The organism is Streptomyces sp. NBC_00075 (genome assembly GCF_045041225.1).
Classification (GTDB): domain Bacteria; phylum Actinomycetota; class Actinomycetes; order Streptomycetales; family Streptomycetaceae; genus Streptomyces; species Streptomyces adonidis.
This window is the reverse complement of record NZ_CP108243.1, coordinates 2,040,335-2,062,495: the sequence shown is the minus strand read 5'-3', so window position 1 is coordinate 2,062,495 and position 22,161 is coordinate 2,040,335. Positions and strand designations below refer to the sequence as shown.

The following is a 22,161-nucleotide window of genomic DNA, read 5'->3' as shown; positions in this document are numbered from 1 at the left end:
GACACGCAGGCGGGGGCATACCGTGAGGAGTCGAACGCCGGATTACCGCCGGAGCTGGAGGAGACACGGGATGGGCAGCCGCACCGCGCTGGTCGAGGATCTGATGGAGCGCTTTCCGCACGTACCGCGCGAGGCCGTCTTCAAAGAGGACCTGCTCAGGGGTGGTGTGGCCTTCGACCCGTCCGCGCTCAGCGACAACGAGAGCGGCGACGTCAAGCCGAAGTCGTACTTCATCTTCTCCTTCGACCACGGCACCCTCCCCGAGCTGGGCGAGGCCGCGCTGCGCCGCCCGCCGGAGGAGATCATCCTCACCGGCGGCCCGTACGACCTGCGCCGGACCGTCGTGTCCGTACGCGTGAACCCCGCCTCGCCCTACCGGGTGGCCGCCGACGAGCACGGCGTGCTCGGCCTCTACCTCGACGGGAAGCGCATCTCGGACGTCGGCGTGCCGCCGATGCCCGAGTACTACAAGCACAAGCTCTCCAACGGGAAGTCCGTCATGGAGGTCGCCCCCACCATCCAGTGGGGCTACCTCATCTATCTGACCGTCTTCCGGGTCTGCCAGTACTTCGGCGCCAAGGAGGAGTGCCAGTACTGCGACATCAACCACAACTGGCGCCAGCACAAGGCGGCCGGGCGGCCCTACACCGGCGTCAAGGACGTCGAGGAGGTCCTCGAAGCCCTGGAGATCATCGACCGGTACGACACGGCGAAGGCCTCCACCGCCTACACCCTCACCGGCGGCGCCATCACCTCCAAGCTCCAGGGCCGCGACGAGGCCGACTTCTACGGCCACTACGCCAAGGCCATCGAGGAGCGCTTCCCGGGCCGTTGGATCGGCAAGGTCGTCGCCCAGGCGCTGCCGAAGGACGACGTACAGCGCTTCAAGGACTACGGCGTGCAGATCTACCACCCCAACTACGAGGTGTGGGACGAGTACCTCTTCAAACTGCACTGCCCCGGCAAGGAGCGCTACGTCGGCCGCGCCGAATGGCACAAGCGCATCCTCGACTCGGCGGAGATCTTCGGCGCGCGCAATGTCATCCCCAATTTCGTGGCGGGCGTGGAGATGGCCGAGCCCTTCGGCTTCAAGACGGTCGACGAGGCGATCGAGTCGACCACCGAGGGCCTGCGTTTCTTCATGTCGCACGGCATCACGCCCCGCTTCACCACCTGGTGCCCCGAGCCGACGACCCCGCTCGGCAAGGCCAACCCCCAGGGCGCGCCGCTGGAGTACCACATCCGGCTGCTTCAGGCGTATCGCCAGACGATGGACGACTTCGGCCTCGACTCGCCCCCCGGCTACGGCGAACCCGGCCCCGGCCGCGCCGTGTTCTCCGTCAGCTCCTTCATGGACAGCCTGCCGGCCCGGGGCTCGGCGGCGAAGATCTGAGTCGGGGATCCGGCTGAGGATCCGGGTCGAAAGTCTGAACGGAACACCGCATCGATCCGTATGGGGGGACTGGGAACCACCCGTGGTTCCCGGTAACTCCGGACCCCGTACGGCGAGTCCGCGTTGACATGTGACGACATGTGAATACGTCGCTTGTCAGTTGTGCGGGAAACGTGAAAAGCTCGGGCTCCGTTTTGCAAAACGGTTCCCAACTCCCCTGCTCTTGGGGTCAGTTGACCTTGACGTTGGCGTGTGCAAGCCGTTGATGCTGGAGTCCCCCCATATGCCAGATCTGCCGACCCCTCAGGACGCCGCCGAGGCAGCGCTGTTCTCGGAGTGCTGGGACGCGGTCCTCTCGTACGCCGACCTCTGCACGTCCGGCGCGTCCGCCGGCACCGAACTCGCCGCCGAAGCGTTCACGCACGGCATCCACGCGGCCCGCGCCGCCGACTTCGGAGCCCGCAGCACCGGACGCCGCATACCCCGCCTGCCCTGGATACCCCTGCTCCTGGCGGCAGTTCGCAGTACCGCCGCGTCCTGGGAGGAGACCGGGCACGGCAACCATCTCGACCCCGACCTGAGACTGTGGCTCAACTCCGACAAGGCCGCCCGGTACGTGGGCCCGCCGCTGCGCCGCCCGCTCGCGCTGCGCGCCCTTCGCGACATGCAGGAACCGGACGCGGCCCTGCTCTGGTTGGCCGACGTGGAGTCGCTGCCGCTGCCCGTCGTCGCCCGCCGGCTCGGCCTCGACCCCGACAGCGCCACCGAGGAACTCACCCAGGTACGCGCCCTGTTCAGGGACCGCTGCCAGCGCAACCTCCTCGACAGCCCGATGCACTCCGACTGCCGCGCCTTCGCCCGGCTGCTCGACGCGGTCTCCCGCTCGCAGGGCGCCGAGATCCCCGACGACCTCTCCCGGCACCTCGCGATCTGCGTGGAGTGCGCCGAGGCCGCCGCGTGTCTGCGGCTGTACGGCGGGGCCAGCGGCCTGCCCTCCGCGCTCGCCGGCGGTGTCATCGGCTGGGGCGGGCTCGCCTACCTGGAACGGCGCCGCCGCGCCGCCGAGGCCGGCCTGCTCGGCGGGCGCGGGGAGGCGGGCATCGACACCGGCCTCACCGTCGGGGAGTCCCGTCCGCGCATCGGCCGTACGGCGATCCTGGTCGCGGCCGTCATCGTCTCCGCCCTGGCGCTCACCGTCTCGCTGATGCCCTTCGACGGCTCCGGCAACGATGTCTCCGCGAAGGGCGGCACGACCGACGGCCAGCCCGTGGTGGACCCGGGCGGCCTGCCGTCCGGGGTGACCGTCCCGGCGGGCGCGACCCCGTCCACGTCGCCCGACCCGTCGACCCCGGACACGTCCACGACACCCTCCGACAAGCCCGACCCGGAGCCCCAGGGCACCTCCACGGCCACCGCGAGCGGCGCGGCGCCGAAGCCGAGTCCCAGCAAGAGCGACGAGATCTCCTGCGAGGTCGAGTACGACCTCGTCAACGAGTGGCCCGACGGCTTCCAGGCCACCATCAGCGTCACCACCGCGAAGGCCATCGACGGCTGGAGCATCGCCTGGTCCTTCCGCAACGGCCAGCAGGTCGGCCAGATGTGGGACGCGAGCTTCGCCCAGGACGGCGCCCGCGTCACGGCCACCGCCGCCGACTACAACAGGACGGTCGCGGCCGACGGCACGGTCTCCTTCGGCTTCCTGGCCGACTGGCAGGGCACGAACGCGCCCCCGTTCGACTTCACGTTGAACGGCAGCCGCTGCACGAGCACGACCTGACACAGGCGGTGCGCGGCGGGCCCCGTCGTGAGCCCGGAGTCACGGGCTCACGACGACCGGGACGGGATCGTCAGACCCGGCGCGCATGGACGATCTTGTTGTCGAGTCCGTCGGGGATGTCCGCCGGTGTCTCGACCTCCGGCGTGAACCCCTGCGCCGTGAGCAGCTCCAGGACGCTCGGCAGTTGGTTCCTGGCCGCGTGGACCTCCAGCACGACCTGACGAATGCGCGCCCAGTCGGCGTCGTCTATGCCCCGCAGTGCCGACACCTCGTCGCCCTCGATGTCCATCTTCAGCAGGTCCACCTCGTCGGACGGCTCGACACCGCTCAGGATCTCGGAGAGCCTGGCCACCTGAACGCTCACCGTCTCGTGCTGGAACACCTCCTCCGCCACCCGGCGTTCCGCGTACGTCGTCATGGTCTCCCGGTCCCTGAGCTTCTCGGCCAGCTGGGTGGTCGAGTTCCCGGGCATCGACGGGAAGTAGTAGAACTCGCGCAGGCCGCTCTCGTCCGACAGACCCTTCGGGCACACCGTGACCCCTTGGAGCCCGTGCAGTTCGATGTTCGCGCGCAGAGCCCGTACGTTGTCCGGTATCGGCTCGATGGCCAGCACCCGGACTCCGGGGTGGCGCCGCTTGATGAACAGGGCGAAGAGCCCGATGTTGGCGCCCGCGTCGATGACGAGCCCGTCGGGCCTGATGGGATCCATGTTCCTCAGGTAGGTGTCCTTCTGGAACAGCTCGCCGTAGATGATCTCCGCTTCGACAAATACCGGGTTGTCGGCAGCCGGCGTGTAGCACCCGAAGCCGCCTTCGAAGTCAACGAAGTTCAGTGTGCGCACGGTGTCACTCGCTTTCCGGCCGCTTCCGGGCGGCCTGTCCGGCGTTCATGTGCTTGGGGCTACTGGCCGGGCTCGGTCTGCTGCACCTTCCTTGCCAACAGTGCGCCGCCGATGCCGCAGACGATCAGCAGCATGAGCGCCGTACGGAGATCCGTGGCGCCCGCGACGACGCCGATGACCGGCGACGCCAGGAGGAAGCCGGGCCACTGTCCGAGGGTCACCATGGAGACGCCCTCACCCGCGCTGACGTCCGGCTGCTGGCCGGCCAGGCGGATCACGGCCGGCATGACGCAGCCGATGCCGATCCCCGCGAGGACGAATCCGACGACGACCGTTGCCGTGGACGGCCACAGGATCACCGTGGCGATCCCCAGCCCGGCGACGAGGAGCGACCACTGAAGGAATGTCCGGACGGCGACGCGCTGCATGACGAGGTCGCCGACCAGGCGGACGACCAGGATGGCGACGGTGAAGGCGGTGTAGATTCCGGCGGCCAGCGCGGCATTCGCGCCGGCGGTGTCGGTGGCGTAGATGGCGGACCACTGGCCGACCGTGCCCTCGATGAAGGACGCGACGAAGGCGAGGAGGGCGAGCAGCCGCAGTTGGGGGACCCAGCGGTTCCGGAGCCGTTCCGCCAGCGTGCTGTGCGAACCGTCCGACTGCGGGGCGTCGTCCGGCAGCCAGTTGGCGGTCACCAGCAGCAGCAGCCCGAAGACCGCTGTACTGATGGCCAGTTGCAGTCCTGGAGACACCCCCAGAGCGGCTGACGCCGAACCGTACAAGCCGCCGACGAGCACACTACAGCTGTAACAGGCGTGGAAGAACGGCACCATGCGCCGACCGTAGGTCGTCTCCGCGCTCACCCCCTGGGTGTTGATCGCGGTGGCCAGCAGCGTCGCACCGAATCCCCAGATCACCAGCCCGGCGCCCAGCGCGACGAATGCCGAGGCCCCGGCGAGCAGCGGCCCGCTGAGCAGCATCAGGAACGCGCCGACCCGGGTGAGCTTCCGGGTCCTGGTCGTGCCGATCAGGACCATGGTCACCGCGATGGCGACCAGATCTCCCACGGCCGACGACGCACCGAGGAGCCCCCAGGTCGCGTTGTCCGCGCCCACATTGTGGCGAATCTCCGGAATCCGCGAGGACCAGGCGGCATTGGTCAGACCCAGGGCCGCAAAGAGCAAGCAAATCGCGATACGTGCCCGCAATGCCTCCGATTCCGATTCACTTCTGCTCTTTCTCCTGGACATTCTGATCTCAGTGATTTCCGGACACCTTCCTTGCGGCACCTGCTAGAGGAGCGCATCCTGTCGTCGATCCTCCAGGTGACAGAAAAGGTCCCCCGTTCTCCGCTCGAGGAGCAGACAATAGAATTTCAGGTTCTCTTCGGAGAGCCGCCGCAGAACGTCCTCAGAAACCCGCCCTGCGAATTCTCTGGCAAAATCCAGGACTTCGTCCCGGCAGGGAGCTTCGAGACGCGGAGCGGCCATGAGCAGGATGATGACATCATGTTCGAGTGCGGCACGGTCATACGCGTCCCGGAGCCCGGCGTCCCGCGCCGCCAGAAATTCGGATATCGCCTGTATCTGTCTGATTCTTCCGTCGATGTTACGGAGATCCAGCTCCCGTTGCGTTATGGAGAGCGGGCCGGCGTCGCGCTGTCGCCAGAAGTAGACGGGGCCGGTGATCACATCGACGGACTCGGCGAGTACATGCGCGGAGACCGAAACCAACCCGTCCTCGTAGGGGTGCTCGGGATACAGGAACCCGTGCTGCCTCCAGAAGGACCGGCGATACACCTTGTTCCATACGGTGCGATCCCCCAGCAGCGCTCTGTGCCGGGTGATGTGCGTCCGCTTTCGGGGCTCCTCGAAGATGTCGGCGTGGAGGGGCGAAGCCCACCGGCTCGTGCTGTTGAAGCGTTCGACACCACCACAGGCAAGGTCGGAGTCCGTCTCGCGGAGCGAGTCGACCAGTCGCTCGAAGGCGTCCCGGGCGACTACGTCATCCGCGTCGACAAAGCCCAGGTACTGTCCGCGAGCCTTCCTCAGCCCAAAGTTCCGGGCGGCTCCGGGGCCTCTGTTCGCCTGATGGACGACGTGGAATCTGCCGTCCCTCCCGGCGTATTCCTCTGCGATTTCTCCACTGCCGTCGACGGACCCGTCGTCGACCAGTACGGCCTCGAAATCGACAAGAGTCTGACCGGCGATCGATTCGAGGCAGGCGGGCAGATATAACTCCACGTCACAGAAGGGTATTACCAAGCTAAGTGTCGGCTCCACTCGCTGCTCCCCGTGCGATTGGATCGAGAGGTTGACCCGATTGGACGCTGGCAGGTGCGAGGGGGAGCTGTCAAGCAGGCATATCCTCGGCCAAAACCCTTCGGCTATGAATATCCATAGAGTTCCCCACGGTTCTGTTGCCGATCTTGACAAGCATTCGTGGGCATGTCAAGGTTGCGGCGGTGAATCGTTCCAGCGTCTGTGGCGACCTAGGTCCGGACGTTTATCCTGACGCCGAACCGGCTGTGGGCCGACGGCAATTCAGGCACATCGATTTCAGGACACACCGATCGCTCCGACATTGACGCAGCTCCCACCGGGAATCACCGGAAAGGAACGCGCATGGCCAATTCGAGCACTTCGGACTTACGGGGCACCGAGGACGCCTCGCCCGGCATGGTCACGGTGGCGGTCTGCACCGTCGGCCGACCACTCCTGACCAGGGCTCTCTCCAACCTCGCGGCGGGCAGGACCGAGGTGATCGCGGAGGTCCTCGTCGTCGACAACGCCAGGGACTCGACCCTCGACCAGAAGCAGTTGTCGGACGTCCTCGCCCCACTGCCGCTGCGTGTCCTCCCCGGGCCCGGCGGAACCTCCGACGGCCGAAATCTCGCTCTGGAACAGGCCACGACGGACGTGGTCCTCTTCTTCGACGACGACTGTCTCCCGGACCCCGCCTGGACAGCGGAACTCGCCTCCTACATGGCCTCCGAGCCGACCGTCGCCGCGGCGTACGGAAGTGTCGAGCCGGTCCCGGTGCCGGGCGGCCGGGTACTGACCGACAAGGCTCCGGGCATCGGACAGTCCGCCTGGGGCGAAGTGGCCGGCCCCGGCGAGGAGCCGCAGTGGTGCCCCGCTGTCACCTCGCCGAACTGGAAGCCGGGCATCACCACGAGTGAACCGACGATGACCTGGGCGGTGGTCGGCTCGTCCAACAACGTCGCCCTGCGCCGAAGCCTGATGCTGCCGGGGCGGCCCGTCTTCCTTCCCACGCTCGGGCCGGGCACCGGAACGGGTTCCGGTGAGGACACCGAGTTCGGTTACGCCCTCATGGCCGGCGGCCGGGCCCTCGCCCATGTTCCGCAGGCGACGATGCGGCACGACTCGTGGCTCGGACCCGAGGAGACCGAGTGGACGGAGCGCTGCTACCTGCGCGGCACGGTCGAAGCCCTCGGACACCACGTCCTGCGTGGGGACGAGCGGGCAAGTCTGCTGCTGAGCGACTACCTCGTCTACTTCGCCGCGGGTAATCGCTACGGCTTCGAGGACCTCGGCGAGATCCTCGAGTGGGCCTACGGCAGCCACACCGCAGGACAGCGGCGGCAGCCGCTGCGCAAGTCCGACCTGCGCTGACCCCGGTCTGCGATCTTCCTGCTCGGCCCCCGCCGACAGTCCTGGCATGCCCGCGTCCGAGAACGACGGCAGGGCAGCCGCGAAACCACTGCACCGGGAGATGACATGAGGTCCGACGACCTGCTTCTCGACCTTCCCAGCGCGCCGTTCGAACTGACCGATCCGCGGAAGGAGAACCAGCGGCTGAACATCGCCGAGTACCAGGCCGGCGCGACAGTGCTCAAGAGCCGTCCCCTCGCGTTGTTCATCGAACTCACGCAGAACTGCAACCTGCGCTGCCCGATGTGCCGGTTCGGCGAGAAGTACGACCCTCGACTCAACCTGGACGAAGCCGTCTTCGACCGTCTGACCGAGGAACTCTTCCCCACGGCTCACGTGGTGGATCTCCGGGGCTGGGGCGAGAGCACCATGCTGCCCCGGTTCGGCGAGTTCGTCGCACGCGCGGTCAAGCACCGTGTCCAACTGCGGCTCGTCACCAACGGGATGGTCAACCGCCGACCCGTGTGGGACATGATGATGCGCGCCCACGCCATGGTGACGGTCTCCTGTGACGCGGCCTCACCGGACCTGTTCGCCAAGTTACGCGCGGGCGGCACGATCGAACGCCTGGTCGGCACCGTCACCTCCCTCGTCGAGGCCCGCGACCGTCATGGAGCTCCCCGGGAGAACGTGTGCCTCAACGTCGTTTCCAGTATCGACAACCTCGGCGAACTCGCGGACATCGTACGGCTCGCGGCCCGACTCGATGTGCCGCTGGTGTCCATCCACCCCCTGGTCACGGGCCTCGATGACCCCGGGCATCTGCGCAACGATCTCGAACGTACGCAGCAGGCGTACGAGGAGGCCGCGGAAACGGGCCGACGTGAAGGCGTCGTGGTGCAACTCGGAGCCGCACCCGACCCCTCCCTCGCGCTGCCCGACATGGTGCGGCGGCCGGCGTGCATGCACCCGTGGAGCTACGCCTATGTGCGCTACAACGGGCAGATCGGCTTCTGCGACCACCTCATCGGCGGCGACAGCGACTACACCTTCGGATCACTGGCCGACCACAGCTTCGAGGAGATCTGGAACGGCCGGCAGTGGCAGGGCCTTCGGGCCGCCCATGTCAGCGGCGACATTCCCGAGGACTACATGCCGTGCCGCTGGACCTACGCCCAGCGGTACGTCGAGTTCGAACACCTGCTGCACCCCGACCGCGCTTCCGGACTGGTCACCAGCGAGACCCACCAGCAGGTCACCCTCCGACGCGATCCGAACGTCGTACCGTGGGCTCCCTGGAAGAAGGACGAACCCGGCAGCGGAGTTCTCATCCCCACCAGCGCCCTCACCGACAACCTCCGGCAGAGCAGCCCCACTTCGCCCTAGAAGCAGACGCCTCCGAGAGCCACGGCCGTGCCGGGCGGCCGTGGCCGACCGGGGTCAGATCACTTCGCTCTCGCTCCGGTCCGCCCGCTCCCAGAGGGTGTGGAAGCGGCCCTCGCGGTCGGTGCGCCGGTAGGTGTGGGCGCCGAAGTAGTCGCGCTGGCCCTGGGTGAGGGCGGCCGGGAGGCGCTCGGTGCGCAGGGTGTCGTAGTACGACAGGGCGGCGGAGAAGGCCGGGACCGGGACGCCGTGCCGGGCGGCCGTGGCGACGACCTCGCGCCAGGGGACCTGGGCGTCGGCGATCTCGGACGCGAACCCCTCCTCGGTGAGCAGGGTGACCCGGCGGGGATCGGCGGCGTACGCGGCCCGCACCCGGTCGAGGAAGGCGGCCCGGACGATGCAGCCGCCGCGCCAGATCCTCGCGATCGCCCCGAGGTCGATGTCCCAGCCGTACTCGGCCGACGCATCCATGATCATCTTCCAGCCCTGGTCGTAGGCGATCAGCTTCGACGCGTACAGGGCGTGCTCGACGATGCAGGCGAAGCGCTCGGCCTCGTACGAGGTGAGGTCCCAGCTGGTGCCGCCGGGCAGCTCGCGGTACGCGGCGCGCAGGGCGCTCTGGCCGGACGCGGCGCGGGCGAAGGTCGCCTGGGCGATGGCGGTGACCGGCGAACCGAGGTCCAGGGCGGTCCGTACGGTCCAGCGGCCGGTGCCCTTCTGCCCGGCGGAGTCGGCCACCACGTCCACGAAGGGTCTGCCGGTGGCGGCGTCGGTGTGGGCGAGGATCTCGGCGCTGATCTCCATCAGATAGGAGTCGAGGCGCCCCTTGTTCCACTGCCGGAACACCTCGGCGATCCGCGCGGGCTCGTATCCGCCGACCTGCCGAAGCAGGTGGTAGGCCTCGCCGATCAGCTGCATGTCGGCGTACTCGATGCCGTTGTGCACCATCTTCACGAAGTGCCCGGCGCCGTCCGTGCCGACATGGGTGACACAGGGCTCGCCGTCCACCTTGGCACTGATCGTCTCGAACATCGGCCCGAGCGCGGCGTACGAGGCCACGGAGCCGCCGGGCATGATGCTCGGCCCGTTGAGCGCACCCTCCTCGCCGCCCGAGACGCCCACTCCCACGAAGTGGATCCCGAGCCCGCGCAGGGCCTGTTCCCGGCGGCGGGTGTCGGTGAAGTGGGCGTTGCCGCCGTCGATGATCATGTCGCCGGGTTCCAGCAGGGCGGCGAACTCGTCGATCACCGCGTCGGTGGCCGCCCCGGCCTGCACCATGATCATGAGCCGCCGGGGACGCTCCAGGGCCGCCACGAACTGCTCGGCCGTCTCGGCGGCCACGAAGTCGCCCTCGTGCCCGAACTCCTCGACCAACGCCTTCGTCCTGGCGGGGGTCCGGTTGTGGAGGGCCACGGTGTAACCGTTCCGGGCGAAGTTCCGGGCCAGGTTCCGGCCCATCACCGCCAGGCCGGTGACGCCGATCTGCGCGGTCGCCTTCATGGTGTGCTCCTTCGCTCGGTGCGGTCGCTCGGCGCGGTCCAACCGCCGCACTGATCAGTTACGGCTGGTGGGGCCCCAGTTGTTCAGCCGGATATCGGGTCGCGTGCCGAGCGGGTGTGCGCTTGGAGCGAAAGCGCGGTGACGGGAAGAACGAGGGGCCCGGCCGACGACCGGCCGGGCCCCTCGCGAACGTTCGGTCAGATCGAGAAGTCGACCCCCTGGGCGAGCGGGAGTTCGCCCGAGTAGTTGACGGTGTTCGTGGCGCGGCGCATGTAGCCGCGCCAGGCGTCGGAGCCGGACTCGCGGCCGCCGCCCGTCTCCTTCTCGCCGCCGAACGCACCGCCGATCTCGGCGCCCGAGGTGCCGATGTTGACGTTGACGATGCCGCAGTCCGAGCCCTCGTCGGAGACGAAGATCTCCGCCTCCGCCTGGTCGCGGGTGAAGAGGGACGAGGACAGACCCTGCGGGACGTCGTTGTTGAGCGCGATGGCCTCGTCGAGGTCGTCGTAGGTCAGCACGTAGAGGAGCGGGGCGAACGTTTCGGCGCGGACGACGTCCGTCTGGGCGGGCATGCGCACGATGGCCGGCTGGACGTAGTACGCGTCCGGGGCCTCGTCCGCCAGTTCGCGGCCGCCGCCCGCGACGACCGTGCCGCCCTCGGCCGTGGCCTGCTTGACCGCCGCCGCCATCGCCTCGTACGAGATCCGGTTCACCAGCGGGCCCACCAGGGTCCCCGCGACCATCGGATTGCCGATGGGCAGTCGGGCGTACGCCTCGACCAGGCGCTCGGTGAGGTCGTCGGCGATGCTGCGGTGGGCGATGACGCGGCGCATCGTGGTGCAGCGCTGACCGGCCGTGCCCGCCGCGCTGAACACGATGCCGCGCAGGGCGAGGTCCAGATCCGCCGAGGGCGCGACGATGCCGGCGTTGTTGCCGCCCAGTTCCAGCAGCGAGCGGCCGAAGCGGTTCGCCACCCGGGGGCCGACGGCGCGGCCCATCCGGGTCGAGCCGGTGGCGCTGACCAGCGCCACGTCCCGGTGGTCGACCAGGGCCTCGCCCACCGCCGGGCCACCGACCACGACCTGACTGACCTCGCGCGGCGCGCCCGCCTCCGTCAGCGCCCGGTCGAGCAGCGCGGCGCTCGCCCACGCGGTCAACGGCGTCTGCTCGGACGGCTTCCACACCACCGTGTCGCCGCAGACCAGGGCGATCGCGGTGTTCCACGCCCACACCGCGGCCGGGAAGTTGAAGGCGCTGATGACACCCACCACGCCCAGCGGGTGCCAGGTCTCCATCAGCCGGTGCCCGGGCCGCTCGGAGACGGCCGTACGACCGTAGAGCTGGCGGGAGAGACCGACCGCGAAGTCGCAGATGTCGATCATCTCCTGCACCTCGCCCAGCGCCTCGGAGGTGATCTTCCCGGCCTCCAGGCTGATCAGTTCGCCGAGGTCGGCCTTGTGTGCGGTGAGCAGTTCACCCAGGCGCTTGACCACGGCGCCGCGCGCCGGGGCGGGGACCTTGCGCCAGGCCAGGAACGCCTCCCGGGACCGGGCCACCACCTCGTCGAGGCCGACGGGCTCGCTCCACGCGACACCGCCCAGCGAACCGCCGTTCACCGGCGAGCGGTGCGGGGCGTCGCCGGCGACGGCGGCCACGTCGACGCCGCAGCTGCGGGCGGCCTCCAGGGCCTGGGCGCCGAGGAGGCCGGGGCCGGGGATGTGGGTTCGGGTCATGGGTGGATCAGCTTCCTCGCGGGTTGTGCCGGACAGGGTCTGGACCGTCTAGACGATGTTGAGCTCGCGCCGTATGTCCGCGTTCGTGAACCGGTCCGCGCTCAGCGCACTGACGTCCACGAAGGGGGTCGCGCCGATGTAGAGGTCGCGCAGCACCTCGCCGACCGCGGGGCCCATGAGGAAACCGTGCCCGGAGAAGCCCGTCGCGTACAGGAAACCGGGCACCTGAGCCGAGCGCCCGATCAACGCGTTGTGGTCGGGCGTCATCTCGTACAGACCTGCCCAGCCGCTCGCGATGCCGACGTCACCGAGGGCGGGGACGCGCCGCTCCAGCACCTCGGCGAGGTCGGCGAGCCACTCCGGATCGCGGGTCTGGTCGAACCCCCAGGAGTCGACGGGGTCGGGCATGCCCATGAGTAGGCCCTTGCCCTCGTTGTGGAAGTAGAACGAGGTGGAGAAGTCGATGGTGAACGGGGTGTCGCGGGCCAGCCCCGGCACCGGTTCGGTGATCACGATCTGCCGGCGCAGCGGCTCCACCGGCAGCGTCACCCCCGCCCAGGCGCCGACCTCCTTGGCCCAGGCGCCGACGGTACAGATGACGGTGGCGGTGCGGATCGTGCCGTGCTCGGTGTGTACGGCGGTGATCTCCCCGCCTTCTGTGTCGATCCCGGTGGCCGCGCACCCGGTTACGAGGCGGGCGCCGGCGCGGCGGGCGGCGCCGGCGTAGCCGAGGACCACCGACTCCGGGGTGCAGTGGCCGTCACGGGGCGAGTACAGCGCGCCCACCAGGCCCTCGGTGTCGATGAGCGGGGAGAGCCGCTTGGCCTCGGCGACGTCGATGACGCGGCTCGGCACGCCGAGGGCGTTCTGCAACTCGGCGTTCCTGGCGAAGGTGTCCAGGTCCTCCTCGCCGTCGAGGAGGAAGAGGTAGCCGACCTGGTGGAGGTCGATCTCCTGCCCGAACTCGGTGCCGAAGCGCTCGAAGGTCTCCAGGCTGCGCAGGCCGAGCTTGATGTTGATCTCGTCGGAGAACAGCGCCCTGACCCCGCCGGCCGCCTTGCAGGTCGAGCCCTCGCCGAGAGCGCCGCGCTCCACGAGTACGACCCGTTCGACGCCCGCCGCCGCGAGATGGTAGGCGGCGCTGAGCCCCATGATGCCGCCGCCGATGATGACGACGTCGGCCGCGTCGGGCGGCACATGGCGTGCTGTCGTGGTCACGAGTTCCTCCGGTTCGTGCGGTGGCTTGGTGCGGTGGGTGCCCGGTCGGCTGCCGGGCCGCCCACCGGCGTCGGGGTGTGCCGGACGGCCGGTCGGGCCGCCGTTCTGCGGTTGAGCGGCGGGGCGAGTACGTCGAGCCGCCGGTCGGGAGGGCCACCGGGGGCGGCGGCCCGGTTGCCTGCCGGTGCGGGGGCCGGGGTGAGTCTGAGCATCGCATGCCTGGTGGCAGGGGTGGCAGGGGTGGCAGGGGGCAGGGGTGGCCGGGCTGTTCGGCGGTCCACAGAAGAGCGTCGGCCTGTCCGGTGTCGCCCCGGGGGGAGCGCCCGAGGCATCGGGTGGTGTCGTGTTCCAGGACCTTGGCGTGGGCGGGCGAGGGGTGGTCCGGCCGTCCGTCGCGTCGGTGCCGCTGCGACATCGTGTGTCCTGCCCGTCATCGGTTCCGCCGCGATCACCGCGACTGATCTCTGGCGAGTCACACTGCCCGAATGATTAACTCTTGAGGAAGTGGCTCAAGACGCAGGAAGAATTACGCTGCGATAAGTGATGCTTGGGCTCGACGCGACGGGCGCGGCCGAGCGGTGAAATTACTTGCAGGGCGCGGGAAGAAGCTCTGCAAGTCGCGCCCGGAGCCCCCGTTCCGCCTGTGTTTCGGCAGGTGAGACACCGGTTAACCAAGCGTCGAACGGATAACGGGTGCCGGATTCACACTCTATATACGCGCGTATAAGAGAAGGTCCGGTGAGAGCGGGAGGTTAGTGTTCCTTATGCTCAATCCCATCCATCTCCATACCCTGCAAGCGGTCCTGCGAACCGGCTCCTTCGCCGACGCGGCCCGGCAACTCGGCTACACCGGCTCGGCCGTCTCCCAGCAGATGTCCGCGCTCGAACGACAGGTGCGCGCCCCTCTCTTCGAACGGGGCGCGCACGGTGTCCGGCCGACGCCGACGGCCGAGTTCATCGCCCGGCGCTCCCTGGAGGCGCTCGGCAGCCTGCGGGCCCTGGAGGACGATGTCGCGCTGCTGCTCGACGGCGTGGTGGGCCGGCTGCGGCTGGGCAGCTTCCCGACCGCGAGCGAACATCTGCTGCCGCGCGCGCTGTCGGCGTTCACCGCCGACCACCCGCAGGTCGACGTCCAGCTCGACGAGGGGGAGCCCGCCGAGCTGCTGCCGATGATGGAGAGCCACGAGCTGGACGTCGTGCTGGTCTACCGCTACGGACTGGTGCCCCGGCGCTGGCCGAAGGGCCTGTGCGCCGAACGGCTGCTCACCGAGGACCTGCTGCTGCTCACCCCGGCCGACCGCCCCCTGATCGCCGACGGCGACGGCGCCGGGCCGTCGATCGAGCTGCTGGCCAAGGAAACGTGGATCACCACCCGTCCCGGCACATCGGCCGCCTCGATGCTGCGCAGGCTGTGCGCGGCGGCGGGCTTCGAGCCCCTGGTGGCGTACCGCAGCAACAACTACGCAGTGCTACGGGGCCTGGTGGCCGCCGGTCTAGGCGTGGCCGTGGTACCGGCGCTGGGCTACGCGCCCGCCCCCGGGGTCACCTGCACCCCCCTCGCCCACCCGGACGCCTACCGCCAGGTGGTGGCCCTGCGCTCACCGGGCGCCACCGACGGAGTGTGGCGGACCATGCTGACGGCGCTGCACACCTCCGCCCGCGAGGTCGCCGCCAACGGCATCGGCATCACGGCGACGTCGGCGACAGCATGACCTGCTGACCTGCGGGCCAGCTCTCCCTCGCTGGGCAAGTACCGTCCGTCCACGTCCCGTCGCCCCCGCAGCCCCAATCGCCGGGCAGCCCCGGCTCGCCCCGGGCAGCACCGCCACGCCGGATGTCGGTGCATGCAAGGACTCCCGCCGCGTCCGCACCGCGGCTCGACGGCGCGGGCGTGGCGGACGTCGGCTGTGCCGGGCCCGGGGACTGATCGGACCCCACTCATGGGCACTCCCTACGCGGGCGAGGAGGGCCGGGGCGTGGTGCCGAGTTCGGCGAGCGCTGCCGCCAGCGATGCCTCGCTCTCCGCCCGGTACAGCTCCTCGGGTACGTGGATCTCGCGGTCGACGGCTCCGGAGAGCCAGGCCAGGTCGCGATCGGTGCCGCCCTCGTCGGTGTCCAGGTGGCCGGCGCCGCTGAGGTTGGAGGCGAAGATGCCGGCGGCCGAGCGGGGCAGGAAGTCCTCGTAGACGATGGGCTCCGGCTCCACCCAGCCGCCCGTGATCAGGTCGGCGGCGGACGCGGTGGCCGGTGGCGGGCCGGCCGGGCCGTTCTCGCGGACGCGGTACGTGAAGAACGCCAGCTCCCGCTCGGCGAGTTCGCGCTCGGTGCGCGGCATGCCCTCGCGCCACACCTCGGCGGCGACGTCCTGGCGGTCGTCGTCCGGCCGGGCGGCGGTCCGCTCGTCCACGGCGGCCACCAGCCGGTCGTACAGGTCACGGCCCGCCGGGGTGAGCGCGACACCGCGTGCCTCGACCTCGCCGAAGCGCACCCGCAGTTCGCCGTCGCGGACGCTGCCGTCCGGCTCGCGGAAGCGGCGCGGCTCCGACAGGGCGCGGAACGACGTCTGGCGCAACAGCACGTCGGGGCCCTCCCAGCGCGGCGGGCCCTGGATGCGGTCGATCATCGCGATACCGCGGCTGCTCATGTCGGCGTACAGGTCGTCGATGTCCAGCACGCGCGGGGTGAGGTGGTTGATGTGGGTCGACGTGACACCGCCGATGTCGGCGGCCACGTCGGAGACACGCTCCAGTTCGCTGTACCAGGCCCGGTCCACCGGCTCCGGGGACAGCGCGAACGCGGCGGTCGCGAGGGTGAGGAAACGCTCGGCGTCGGTCTCCTTCAGGCCGCCCTCGGCCTCGGCGTGGTCGGCGAGGGTGAGGAGTTCGTCGCCGAAGAGGCGACGGCCGCCGACGAACGTACGCAGCCTCTGCGCGAGGTCGGTGTCGAAGAACCGTCCGTCCTCGGGCACCAGCATCGAGGTGAAGACGCGGAACGGGTTGCGGGCCAGCTCGGCCCGGTCGGTGGGGCGGAAGGCCGTGGAGATCACCGGGATCGGCCGTGGGCGGGCGTCGCGCAGGTCGTAGAAGCCGGTGGGGTACATGCCGAGCGCGCCGAAGATCCGCGCCACCTGGGCCAGTTCGGCGGGGCTGCCGACGCGGATGGCGCCGTGCCGTTCGGCGGTGACGCGCGCGATGGTGCCCAGCCGCTGGGCGGCCTCGGGGTCACGGCGCATGACCCGCTGGTTCACCTCGTGCGAGACATCGACCAGCGTGGTGTACGCCGGTACCTCCGTCCCGTAGAGCGTGGACAGGCGCGCCGCGAAGCCGGCGCGCAGCTCGGTGGAATCGACGAACCGCATGGACCTCACCTTCCGAGCCTTCCGGGGCTGTACTGACCGCGCAACCGCATCGCCTCGCGCACCCGCTCCTGGGCGAGCAGCAGGGCTGCGTGGTGGGGCGGTACGTCGTGCCGGGCGCTCTCGGCCAGCACGGTGGCCGTGTTGGCGCGCATCTTGGCGGAGACCATGGGGAAGACGTCGTCGGGGTCGACGGTGAAGGGCGAGTAGCGGGCGTCCATGGAGTGCGCGGCGGCCACGATGCCCCCCGCGTTGGCGATGAAGTCGGGCACCACGGCGATGCCGCGCTGGTGCAGCACATCGCGCGCGGCCGGGGTGGTGGGCAGGTTGGCACCCTCGACGACGAGGCGTACGGAGGTCGTGCCGGCCAGGTCCTTGTCGATGACGTCCTCGCGCGCGGCCGGGATGAGGATGTCGGCGTCGGCGGTGAGGACGGCGTCGGTGTCGACCGTACCGCCGTACTCCCGCACGCAGTCGTCGCCGTGGGCGGCACGCAGCTCCGCCAGCCGGGGGATGTCAAGGCCCTCGGGGTCGAGCACGGCACCCCGGGCGGTGGACGCGGCGACCACGACGGCCCCCAGCTCGGCCAGCCGGTGCGCGGCGGCCAGACCGACGGCGCCGAAGCCCTGGAGTGCGACGCGCGCGCCGGCGAGGGGCAGCCCGATGCTCTGCGCGGCGGCGTCGGCGGCCTCGGCGACGCCGTAGCCCGTGACACCCAGCTCGTCGTAGGGCAGGCCACCGAGCGCGCGCGGCAGACCGACGACGGCGCCGCGGTCGCCCAGCTCGTCCACGAAGATCGCCGCGTCGGTCTCGGTGAGGCCCATGTCGAGGCCGAAGACGTACTCGCTGGGCACCTCGTTGGACAGGGCGCGGGCGAAGGCACGCAGGATGCGCTCCTTGTCCGGGGAGTTCGGGTCGCCGAGGATGCCCGCCTTCGCTCCGCCGTGGAAGAGGTCGACCGCGGCCCACTTCCAGGTCATGGCCCGGGCCAGCCGCGCGACTTCCAGCACGCTCAGGCCGGCGCTCATCCGTGTGCCGCCCTTGCCCATGCCACGGGCGGTGTTGTCGAGGACCAGGACTCCCCGCATCCCGGTCCGGCGGTCGGAGACGCAGACCACCTTCTCCGGGCCCCATTCGTCCATGAGGTCGAAAGCGTCGTTCGGCAAGGTTGCACCCTCCTCAGGCGTTTCGGCGAGGCCTTTCATGATTGCCGTGCCGTACCGGCCGGGACAGAGGATCCAGCACACGGTTGTCGCAGGTGACCATCAGCGATCCTTATGCCGCGCCGTCGCGTCCCGAACCGCCCAGGTCACCACGGGCGGCGCGACGCGGCAGCCGCCGACCCGTCGCACCCGCGCGCCCGCGTCGGCGAGCAGCCGGGCCTCGGCGTCCCAGCCACCGACGGCGTGCTGGTGGCAGTGCGGCTGGGCGACCACCTCCACGCCGGTGAGGTCGGGCGGGGTCCAGTCGCCGTCCGAGGCGAGCAGTTCGGCGAGGGTGCGGGTCGCCGCGGCCACCCGGCGGGCGGCGTCCGTGCCGAGCAGTTCGACCGCGTCGTGCCGGAGCGCGGCGGTGCGCGACGGCTCGATACCCACGATGGGTACGCCCGCGCGGGCGGCCTCGTCCAACTGGCCGGTGGAGATCCAGGTCAGACCGCAGCAGACCTCTTCGCCGGTGAGGGTGGGGCGGTAACCGGCGTCTACGAGTACGGCGAGGATGTCCTGGGCGACCTCGGGGGCGAAGTGTTCGGTGAAATGACAGTGACGATGACGGTGGGGGCTCGACGGCGTTGAGGCAGAAGCAGAAAAAGAGTTGGCTTCCCTCCAGGACTCGGGGCTAGGGTTTCTGTTGTTCCGTCGGCGGCCGATCGGCTGCCGACGTCGGCTGAGCAGGACGCTGAGCAGGACCAGGAGGTGTGACCCGATGGCTGTCTTTGAGATGGGCGCTGCCCGCATTCAGAAGTGCATCAAGTCCACCTCCGTGGCCACCGGCTGACCTCCAGTTCCTTCGCGCCCGAGTGCGCGCGCCGGGGCCACCCTTGTGAAGGGTCTCCCTTGACTTCTCTTTCCTCACACGCGCTCGCCCCGTACGGCTGGGACGACGCATGGGCAGCCGAATCCGCCCCGTACGCCGCCGAAGGGCTGCTCGTCGGCCGCGTGATCCGCGTCGACCGGGGCCAGTGCGACGTGGCCACCGCCGATGGCGTTCTGCGCGCCGACACCACGTTCGTCACGCCCAACGATCCGATGCGGGTCATCTGCACGGGCGACTGGGCCGTGGTCGAACCGGCCGGCGACCCGCGTTACCTCCGTACGTATCTGCCGCGCCGGAGTGCGTTCGTACGGTCCACCTCCTCCAAGCGGTCCGAGGGTCAGATCCTCGCGGCCAACGTCGACCACGCCATCGTCGCCGTGTCGCTGGCCGTCGAACTCGACCTCGGCCGCGTCGAACGGTTCCTCGCGCTGGCCTGGGAATCGGGTGCGCAGCCGGTCGTGGTGCTCACCAAGGCCGACCTGGTACCGGACGCGACGACGCTCTCCTACCTCGTCCAGGACGTGGAGGCCACCGCCCCCGGGGTGCCGGTGCTCACCGTCAGCTCCACCAACGGGGACGGCATCGACGTCCTCGCGGCGGTCGTCTCCGACGGTACGGCCGTGCTCCTCGGGCAGTCCGGGGCGGGCAAGTCGACGCTCGCGAACGCGCTGCTCGGCGTGGACGTCATGGAGGTCCAGGCCACCCGTGACGCCGACGGCAAGGGTCGGCACACGACAACCACCCGCAACCTGCTCGCCCTGCCCGGCGGGGGCGTCCTCATCGACACACCGGGGCTGCGTGGCGTCGGCCTCTGGGACGCCGGTACCGGTGTCGGGCAGGTCTTCGCCGAGATCGAGCAACTGGCCGTCGACTGCCGCTTCCAGGACTGCGCCCACACGGCGGAGCCCGGGTGCGCGGTGCTGGCCGCGGTCGACTCCGGCGCGCTGGGTCAGCGGCGCCTGGACAGCTACCGCAAGCTGCTGCGGGAGAACCAGTACATCGTCGCGAAGACGGATGCGCGGTTGCGGGCGGAGATCCGCAAGGACTGGAAGAAGAAGGGGGCGGAGGGGAGGGCGGCGATGGAGGCGAAGCGGGGGCGCCAGCGGTAGCGGCCGCTGGGGCGTGCAGAGCCATTTTCGCCCCCGCCGCCCCTACCCGTCCCATCCCTGGGGGCTGCGCCCCCAGACCCCCCTTTGTCCTCAAACGCCGGACGGGCTGAAAAACCTAGCCCCTTGGGGGTCCCCCCTCTGGGGGAGTTTGAGGAGCGGGGGTTCGGGGGCGGAGCCCCCGAGGATGGGAACGGGTAGGGGCGGCGGGGGCGAGACAAACCCCGTGTCCGATATCCGCCAGCCCCGCCCTCCCCACCTGCCGCAAACTGGACAGCGTGACCGACCAAGACACCAGGTACGCGGCTGTGCGCAGCAGGGACGCCCGGTTCGACGGCGAGTTCTTCTTCGCCGTCGAGACCACCGGCATCTACTGCCGCCCCAGCTGCCCCGCAGTCACCCCGAAGCGGCACAACGTCCGCTTCTACCCGACCGCCGCAGCAGCACACGGCGCCGGCTTCCGAGCCTGCCGCCGCTGCCGCCCGGACGCGGTCCCCGGCTCCGCCGAGTGGAACGTACGCGCGGACGTCGTAGGCCGGGCGATGCGCCTGATCGGCGACGGAGTCGTCGACCGGGAGGGCGTCGCCGGGCTCGCCGTACGGCTCGGATACAGCGCACGCCAGGTCCAGCGCCAGCTCACCGCAGAACTGGGCGCGGGCCCCGTCGCCCTCGCCCGCGCCCAGCGGGCCCACACCGCCCGCGTCCTGCTCCAGACCACCGGCCTGCCGGTCACGGAGATCGCCTTCGCCGCCGGATTCGCCAGCGTCCGCCAGTTCAACGACACGATCCGAACGGTGTACGCGGCCACCCCGAGCACCCTCCGCGCGACAGCGCCCAGTACCACCCCCAACCTCACCCCCACCCCCGCGCCCGCATCCACCCCACCCGGCATCCCCCTCCGCCTCTCCCACCGCGGCCCCTACCACTCCGCCGCCGTCTTCGACCTCCTCGCCCACGAGGCCGTCCCCGGTATCGAGGAGGTGAGCGGCAGCCCGGGCGGCCGCACGTACCGCCGGACGCTGCGCCTCCCGTACGGCACCGGAATCGTCGCCGTCGAGGAGCGCGGGAGCGCGCCCCGGGGACGTTGGCTGGACGCCCGGCTGCACCTCACCGACCTGCGCGACCTGACGACCGCCGTACAGCGGCTGCGACGCCTCTTCGACCTCGACTCGGATCCGTACGCCGTCGACGAGCGCCTCGGCGCGGACCCCCGCCTCGCCCACCTCGTCGCGCTCCGGCCCGGACTGCGTTCGCCCGGTGCCGCCGATCCCGCGGAGCTGGCCGTGCGGGCGCTGGTCGGCAGGGCGGCGGCGGAGCGGCTCGTGGCGCGGTACGGCGAAGTGCTCGACGTCCCCTCCGGCAGCCTCACTCATCTCTTTCCCGAGCCGACGGTACTGGCGGAGGTGACCCGGGAGGACGACAGTCCGCTCGGCGCCCTCACCGCCGCCCTCGCCGACGGCGCCCTCCGACTCGACCCCGGCGCCGACCGCGACGAGACCCACCGAGCCCTGCTCGCCCTGCCGGGACTCGACCCCCGTACCGTCGCCGTCGTCCGGGCCCGCGCGCTCGGCGACCCCGACGTCGCGCCACCCGGCGTGGATGTCCCCGACACCTGGCGCCCCTGGCGCTCGTACGCCCTCCATCACCTCATCGCCGCAGGCGAGTGGGAGTCCTCATCGTCATGAACACGAATACGCACACCACTGGCTCCGCCACCACCTCCTACTGGACCACCCTCGACAGCCCCCTCGGCCAACTCCTCCTCACCGCCGACGAGTCGGGCGCCCTCACCTCCCTCTCCGTACCCGGACAGAAGGGCGGCCGGACCGTACAGGACGGCTGGCGGCAGGACCCCGGGCCCTTCCGTACGGCGGGCGAACAACTCGCCGCCTACTTCGCCGGTGAACTCACCCATTTCCAGCTGGAGTTGAGGAGCAGCGGGACCGAATTCCGGCAGCGGGTCTGGGACGCCCTCGACTCGGTGCCGTACGGGGAGACCACCACGTACGGGCGGATCGCCGCGCGGATCGGGGCCTCCCGGGCCGCCGTACGGGCCGTCGGCGGTGCGATCGGCGCCAATCCGCTGCTCGTCGTCCGGCCCTGTCACCGGGTGATCGGCGCGGACGGGTCCCTCACGGGGTACGCCGGCGGTCTTGACCGCAAGCGCCGGCTGCTCGGGCTGGAGGGCGTCCCGCTCGCTCCGTAGG

The 22,161-nt window shown here is 70.3% G+C and carries 18 protein-coding genes; 8 read left to right on the top strand and 10 right to left on the bottom strand.

The features are described 5' to 3' along the window. Positions 1-70: 70 nt before the first annotated feature. Positions 71-1,393 carry a radical SAM protein gene (locus OG787_RS08855; RefSeq protein ID WP_405534820.1) on the top strand — a complete coding sequence of 441 codons (1,323 nt, stop codon included), beginning with the start codon at positions 71-73 and terminating at the stop codon, positions 1,391-1,393. A 283-nt stretch (positions 1,394-1,676) separates the two neighbouring features. After that, positions 1,677-3,170 (top strand): cellulose binding domain-containing protein, encoded by a 1,494-nt coding sequence (locus tag OG787_RS08850; RefSeq protein ID WP_369030464.1) that lies wholly within the window; start codon positions 1,677-1,679, stop codon positions 3,168-3,170. A gap of 70 nt (positions 3,171-3,240) precedes the next feature. Here OG787_RS08850 and OG787_RS08845 read toward each other — a convergent pair whose 3' ends face one another. The 3 genes from OG787_RS08845 to OG787_RS08835 form a co-directional block, all read right to left on the bottom strand. Further along, on the bottom strand, positions 3,241-4,011 hold the full coding sequence (locus OG787_RS08845; protein ID WP_405534818.1) for an FkbM family methyltransferase: 771 nt from the start codon (positions 4,009-4,011) through the stop codon (positions 3,241-3,243). Positions 4,012-4,070: 59 nt separating this feature from the next. Next, the gene (locus OG787_RS08840; protein WP_405534817.1) at positions 4,071-5,195 is read right to left on the bottom strand and encodes an MFS transporter; all 1,125 of its coding nucleotides are present in this window, start codon (positions 5,193-5,195) and stop codon (positions 4,071-4,073) included. 108 nt (positions 5,196-5,303) lie between these two features. Next, positions 5,304-6,293: a glycosyltransferase family 2 protein gene (locus OG787_RS08835; protein ID WP_405534816.1), complete on the bottom strand. Its 990-nt coding sequence runs from the start codon at positions 6,291-6,293 to the stop codon at positions 5,304-5,306. Between the two features lie 342 nt (positions 6,294-6,635). Here OG787_RS08835 and OG787_RS08830 point away from each other — a divergent pair, with 342 nt between their 5' ends. Then, complete coding sequence (locus OG787_RS08830) at positions 6,636-7,646, top strand: glycosyltransferase family 2 protein (RefSeq protein ID WP_405534815.1); 1,011 nt, start codon at positions 6,636-6,638, stop codon at positions 7,644-7,646. A gap of 105 nt (positions 7,647-7,751) precedes the next feature. After that, positions 7,752-9,011: a radical SAM protein gene (locus tag OG787_RS08825; protein ID WP_369030459.1), complete on the top strand. Its 1,260-nt coding sequence runs from the start codon at positions 7,752-7,754 to the stop codon at positions 9,009-9,011. 54 nt (positions 9,012-9,065) lie between these two features. Here the strand turns inward: OG787_RS08825 and gndA are convergent, their stop codons facing one another. From gndA to OG787_RS08805, 4 genes are all read right to left on the bottom strand, one after another. Next, positions 9,066-10,508, bottom strand: a complete 1,443-nt coding sequence (gene gndA / locus OG787_RS08820; protein ID WP_405534814.1) for an NADP-dependent phosphogluconate dehydrogenase — start codon at positions 10,506-10,508, stop codon at positions 9,066-9,068. Positions 10,509-10,705: 197 nt separating this feature from the next. Beyond that, positions 10,706-12,241, bottom strand: a complete 1,536-nt coding sequence (locus tag OG787_RS08815) for an aldehyde dehydrogenase family protein (protein WP_405534813.1) — start codon at positions 12,239-12,241, stop codon at positions 10,706-10,708. 48 nt (positions 12,242-12,289) lie between these two features. Next, positions 12,290-13,459: an NAD(P)/FAD-dependent oxidoreductase gene (locus OG787_RS08810; RefSeq protein ID WP_369030456.1), complete on the bottom strand. Its 1,170-nt coding sequence runs from the start codon at positions 13,457-13,459 to the stop codon at positions 12,290-12,292. Continuing rightward, positions 13,456-13,671, bottom strand: a complete 216-nt coding sequence (locus tag OG787_RS08805; protein ID WP_369030455.1) for a hypothetical protein — start codon at positions 13,669-13,671, stop codon at positions 13,456-13,458. The genes OG787_RS08810 and OG787_RS08805 overlap by 4 nt, the downstream gene beginning before the upstream one ends. A 552-nt stretch (positions 13,672-14,223) precedes the next feature. Between OG787_RS08805 and OG787_RS08800 the strand changes: the two genes are divergently transcribed. After that, entirely contained in the window at positions 14,224-15,171 is a 948-nt protein-coding gene (locus OG787_RS08800; protein WP_405534812.1) for a LysR family transcriptional regulator, read from the top strand. Positions 15,172-15,410: 239 nt separating this feature from the next. Here OG787_RS08800 and OG787_RS08795 read toward each other — a convergent pair whose 3' ends face one another. From OG787_RS08795 to OG787_RS08785, 3 genes are all read right to left on the bottom strand, one after another. Further along, on the bottom strand, positions 15,411-16,817 hold the full coding sequence (locus OG787_RS08795) for a 2-oxoadipate dioxygenase/decarboxylase family protein (RefSeq protein ID WP_405534811.1): 1,407 nt from the start codon (positions 16,815-16,817) through the stop codon (positions 15,411-15,413). Positions 16,818-16,822: 5 nt separating this feature from the next. Then, a complete protein-coding gene (locus OG787_RS08790; RefSeq protein ID WP_405534810.1) occupies positions 16,823-17,980 on the bottom strand; it encodes a Glu/Leu/Phe/Val dehydrogenase in 1,158 nt (385 codons plus the stop codon). Between the two features lie 99 nt (positions 17,981-18,079). Then, a complete protein-coding gene (locus tag OG787_RS08785; RefSeq protein ID WP_369030451.1) occupies positions 18,080-18,769 on the bottom strand; it encodes a hypothetical protein in 690 nt (229 codons plus the stop codon). 99 nt (positions 18,770-18,868) lie between these two features. Between OG787_RS08785 and rsgA the strand changes: the two genes are divergently transcribed. The 3 genes from rsgA to OG787_RS08770 all read left to right on the top strand — a co-directional run bounded on the left by rsgA (position 18,869) and on the right by OG787_RS08770 (position 22,160). After that, a complete protein-coding gene (rsgA, locus tag OG787_RS08780; RefSeq protein WP_405534809.1) occupies positions 18,869-19,957 on the top strand; it encodes a ribosome small subunit-dependent GTPase A in 1,089 nt (362 codons plus the stop codon). A gap of 275 nt (positions 19,958-20,232) precedes the next feature. Further along, positions 20,233-21,639 carry a DNA-3-methyladenine glycosylase 2 family protein gene (locus OG787_RS08775; RefSeq protein ID WP_405534808.1) on the top strand — a complete coding sequence of 469 codons (1,407 nt, stop codon included), beginning with the start codon at positions 20,233-20,235 and terminating at the stop codon, positions 21,637-21,639. Then, positions 21,636-22,160, top strand: a complete 525-nt coding sequence (locus OG787_RS08770) for a methylated-DNA--[protein]-cysteine S-methyltransferase (RefSeq protein WP_405534806.1) — start codon at positions 21,636-21,638, stop codon at positions 22,158-22,160. The genes OG787_RS08775 and OG787_RS08770 overlap by 4 nt, the downstream gene beginning before the upstream one ends. Position 22,161 lies beyond the last annotated feature (1 nt).

What these genes read in the sequence shown, in the direction of transcription:
- OG787_RS08850 (WP_369030464.1), top strand. Translation starts at nt 1,677, where the DNA reads ATGCCAGATCTGCCGACCCCTCAGGACGCCGCCGAGGCAGCGCTGTTC.
- OG787_RS08815 (WP_405534813.1), bottom strand. Translation starts at nt 12,241, where the DNA reads ATGACCCGAACCCACATCCCCGGCCCCGGCCTCCTCGGCGCCCAGGCC.
- gndA (WP_405534814.1), bottom strand. Translation starts at nt 10,508, where the DNA reads ATGAAGGCGACCGCGCAGATCGGCGTCACCGGCCTGGCGGTGATGGGC.
- OG787_RS08795 (WP_405534811.1), bottom strand. Translation starts at nt 16,817, where the DNA reads ATGCGGTTCGTCGATTCCACCGAGCTGCGCGCCGGCTTCGCGGCGCGC.
- OG787_RS08855 (WP_405534820.1), top strand. Translation starts at nt 71, where the DNA reads ATGGGCAGCCGCACCGCGCTGGTCGAGGATCTGATGGAGCGCTTTCCG.
- OG787_RS08805 (WP_369030455.1), bottom strand. Translation starts at nt 13,671, where the DNA reads ATGCTCAGACTCACCCCGGCCCCCGCACCGGCAGGCAACCGGGCCGCC.
- OG787_RS08770 (WP_405534806.1), top strand. Translation starts at nt 21,636, where the DNA reads ATGAACACGAATACGCACACCACTGGCTCCGCCACCACCTCCTACTGG.
- OG787_RS08785 (WP_369030451.1), bottom strand. Translation starts at nt 18,769, where the DNA reads ATGCGGGCAGCGCCCATCTCAAAGACAGCCATCGGGTCACACCTCCTG.
- OG787_RS08825 (WP_369030459.1), top strand. Translation starts at nt 7,752, where the DNA reads ATGAGGTCCGACGACCTGCTTCTCGACCTTCCCAGCGCGCCGTTCGAA.
- OG787_RS08800 (WP_405534812.1), top strand. Translation starts at nt 14,224, where the DNA reads ATGCTCAATCCCATCCATCTCCATACCCTGCAAGCGGTCCTGCGAACC.
- OG787_RS08830 (WP_405534815.1), top strand. Translation starts at nt 6,636, where the DNA reads ATGGCCAATTCGAGCACTTCGGACTTACGGGGCACCGAGGACGCCTCG.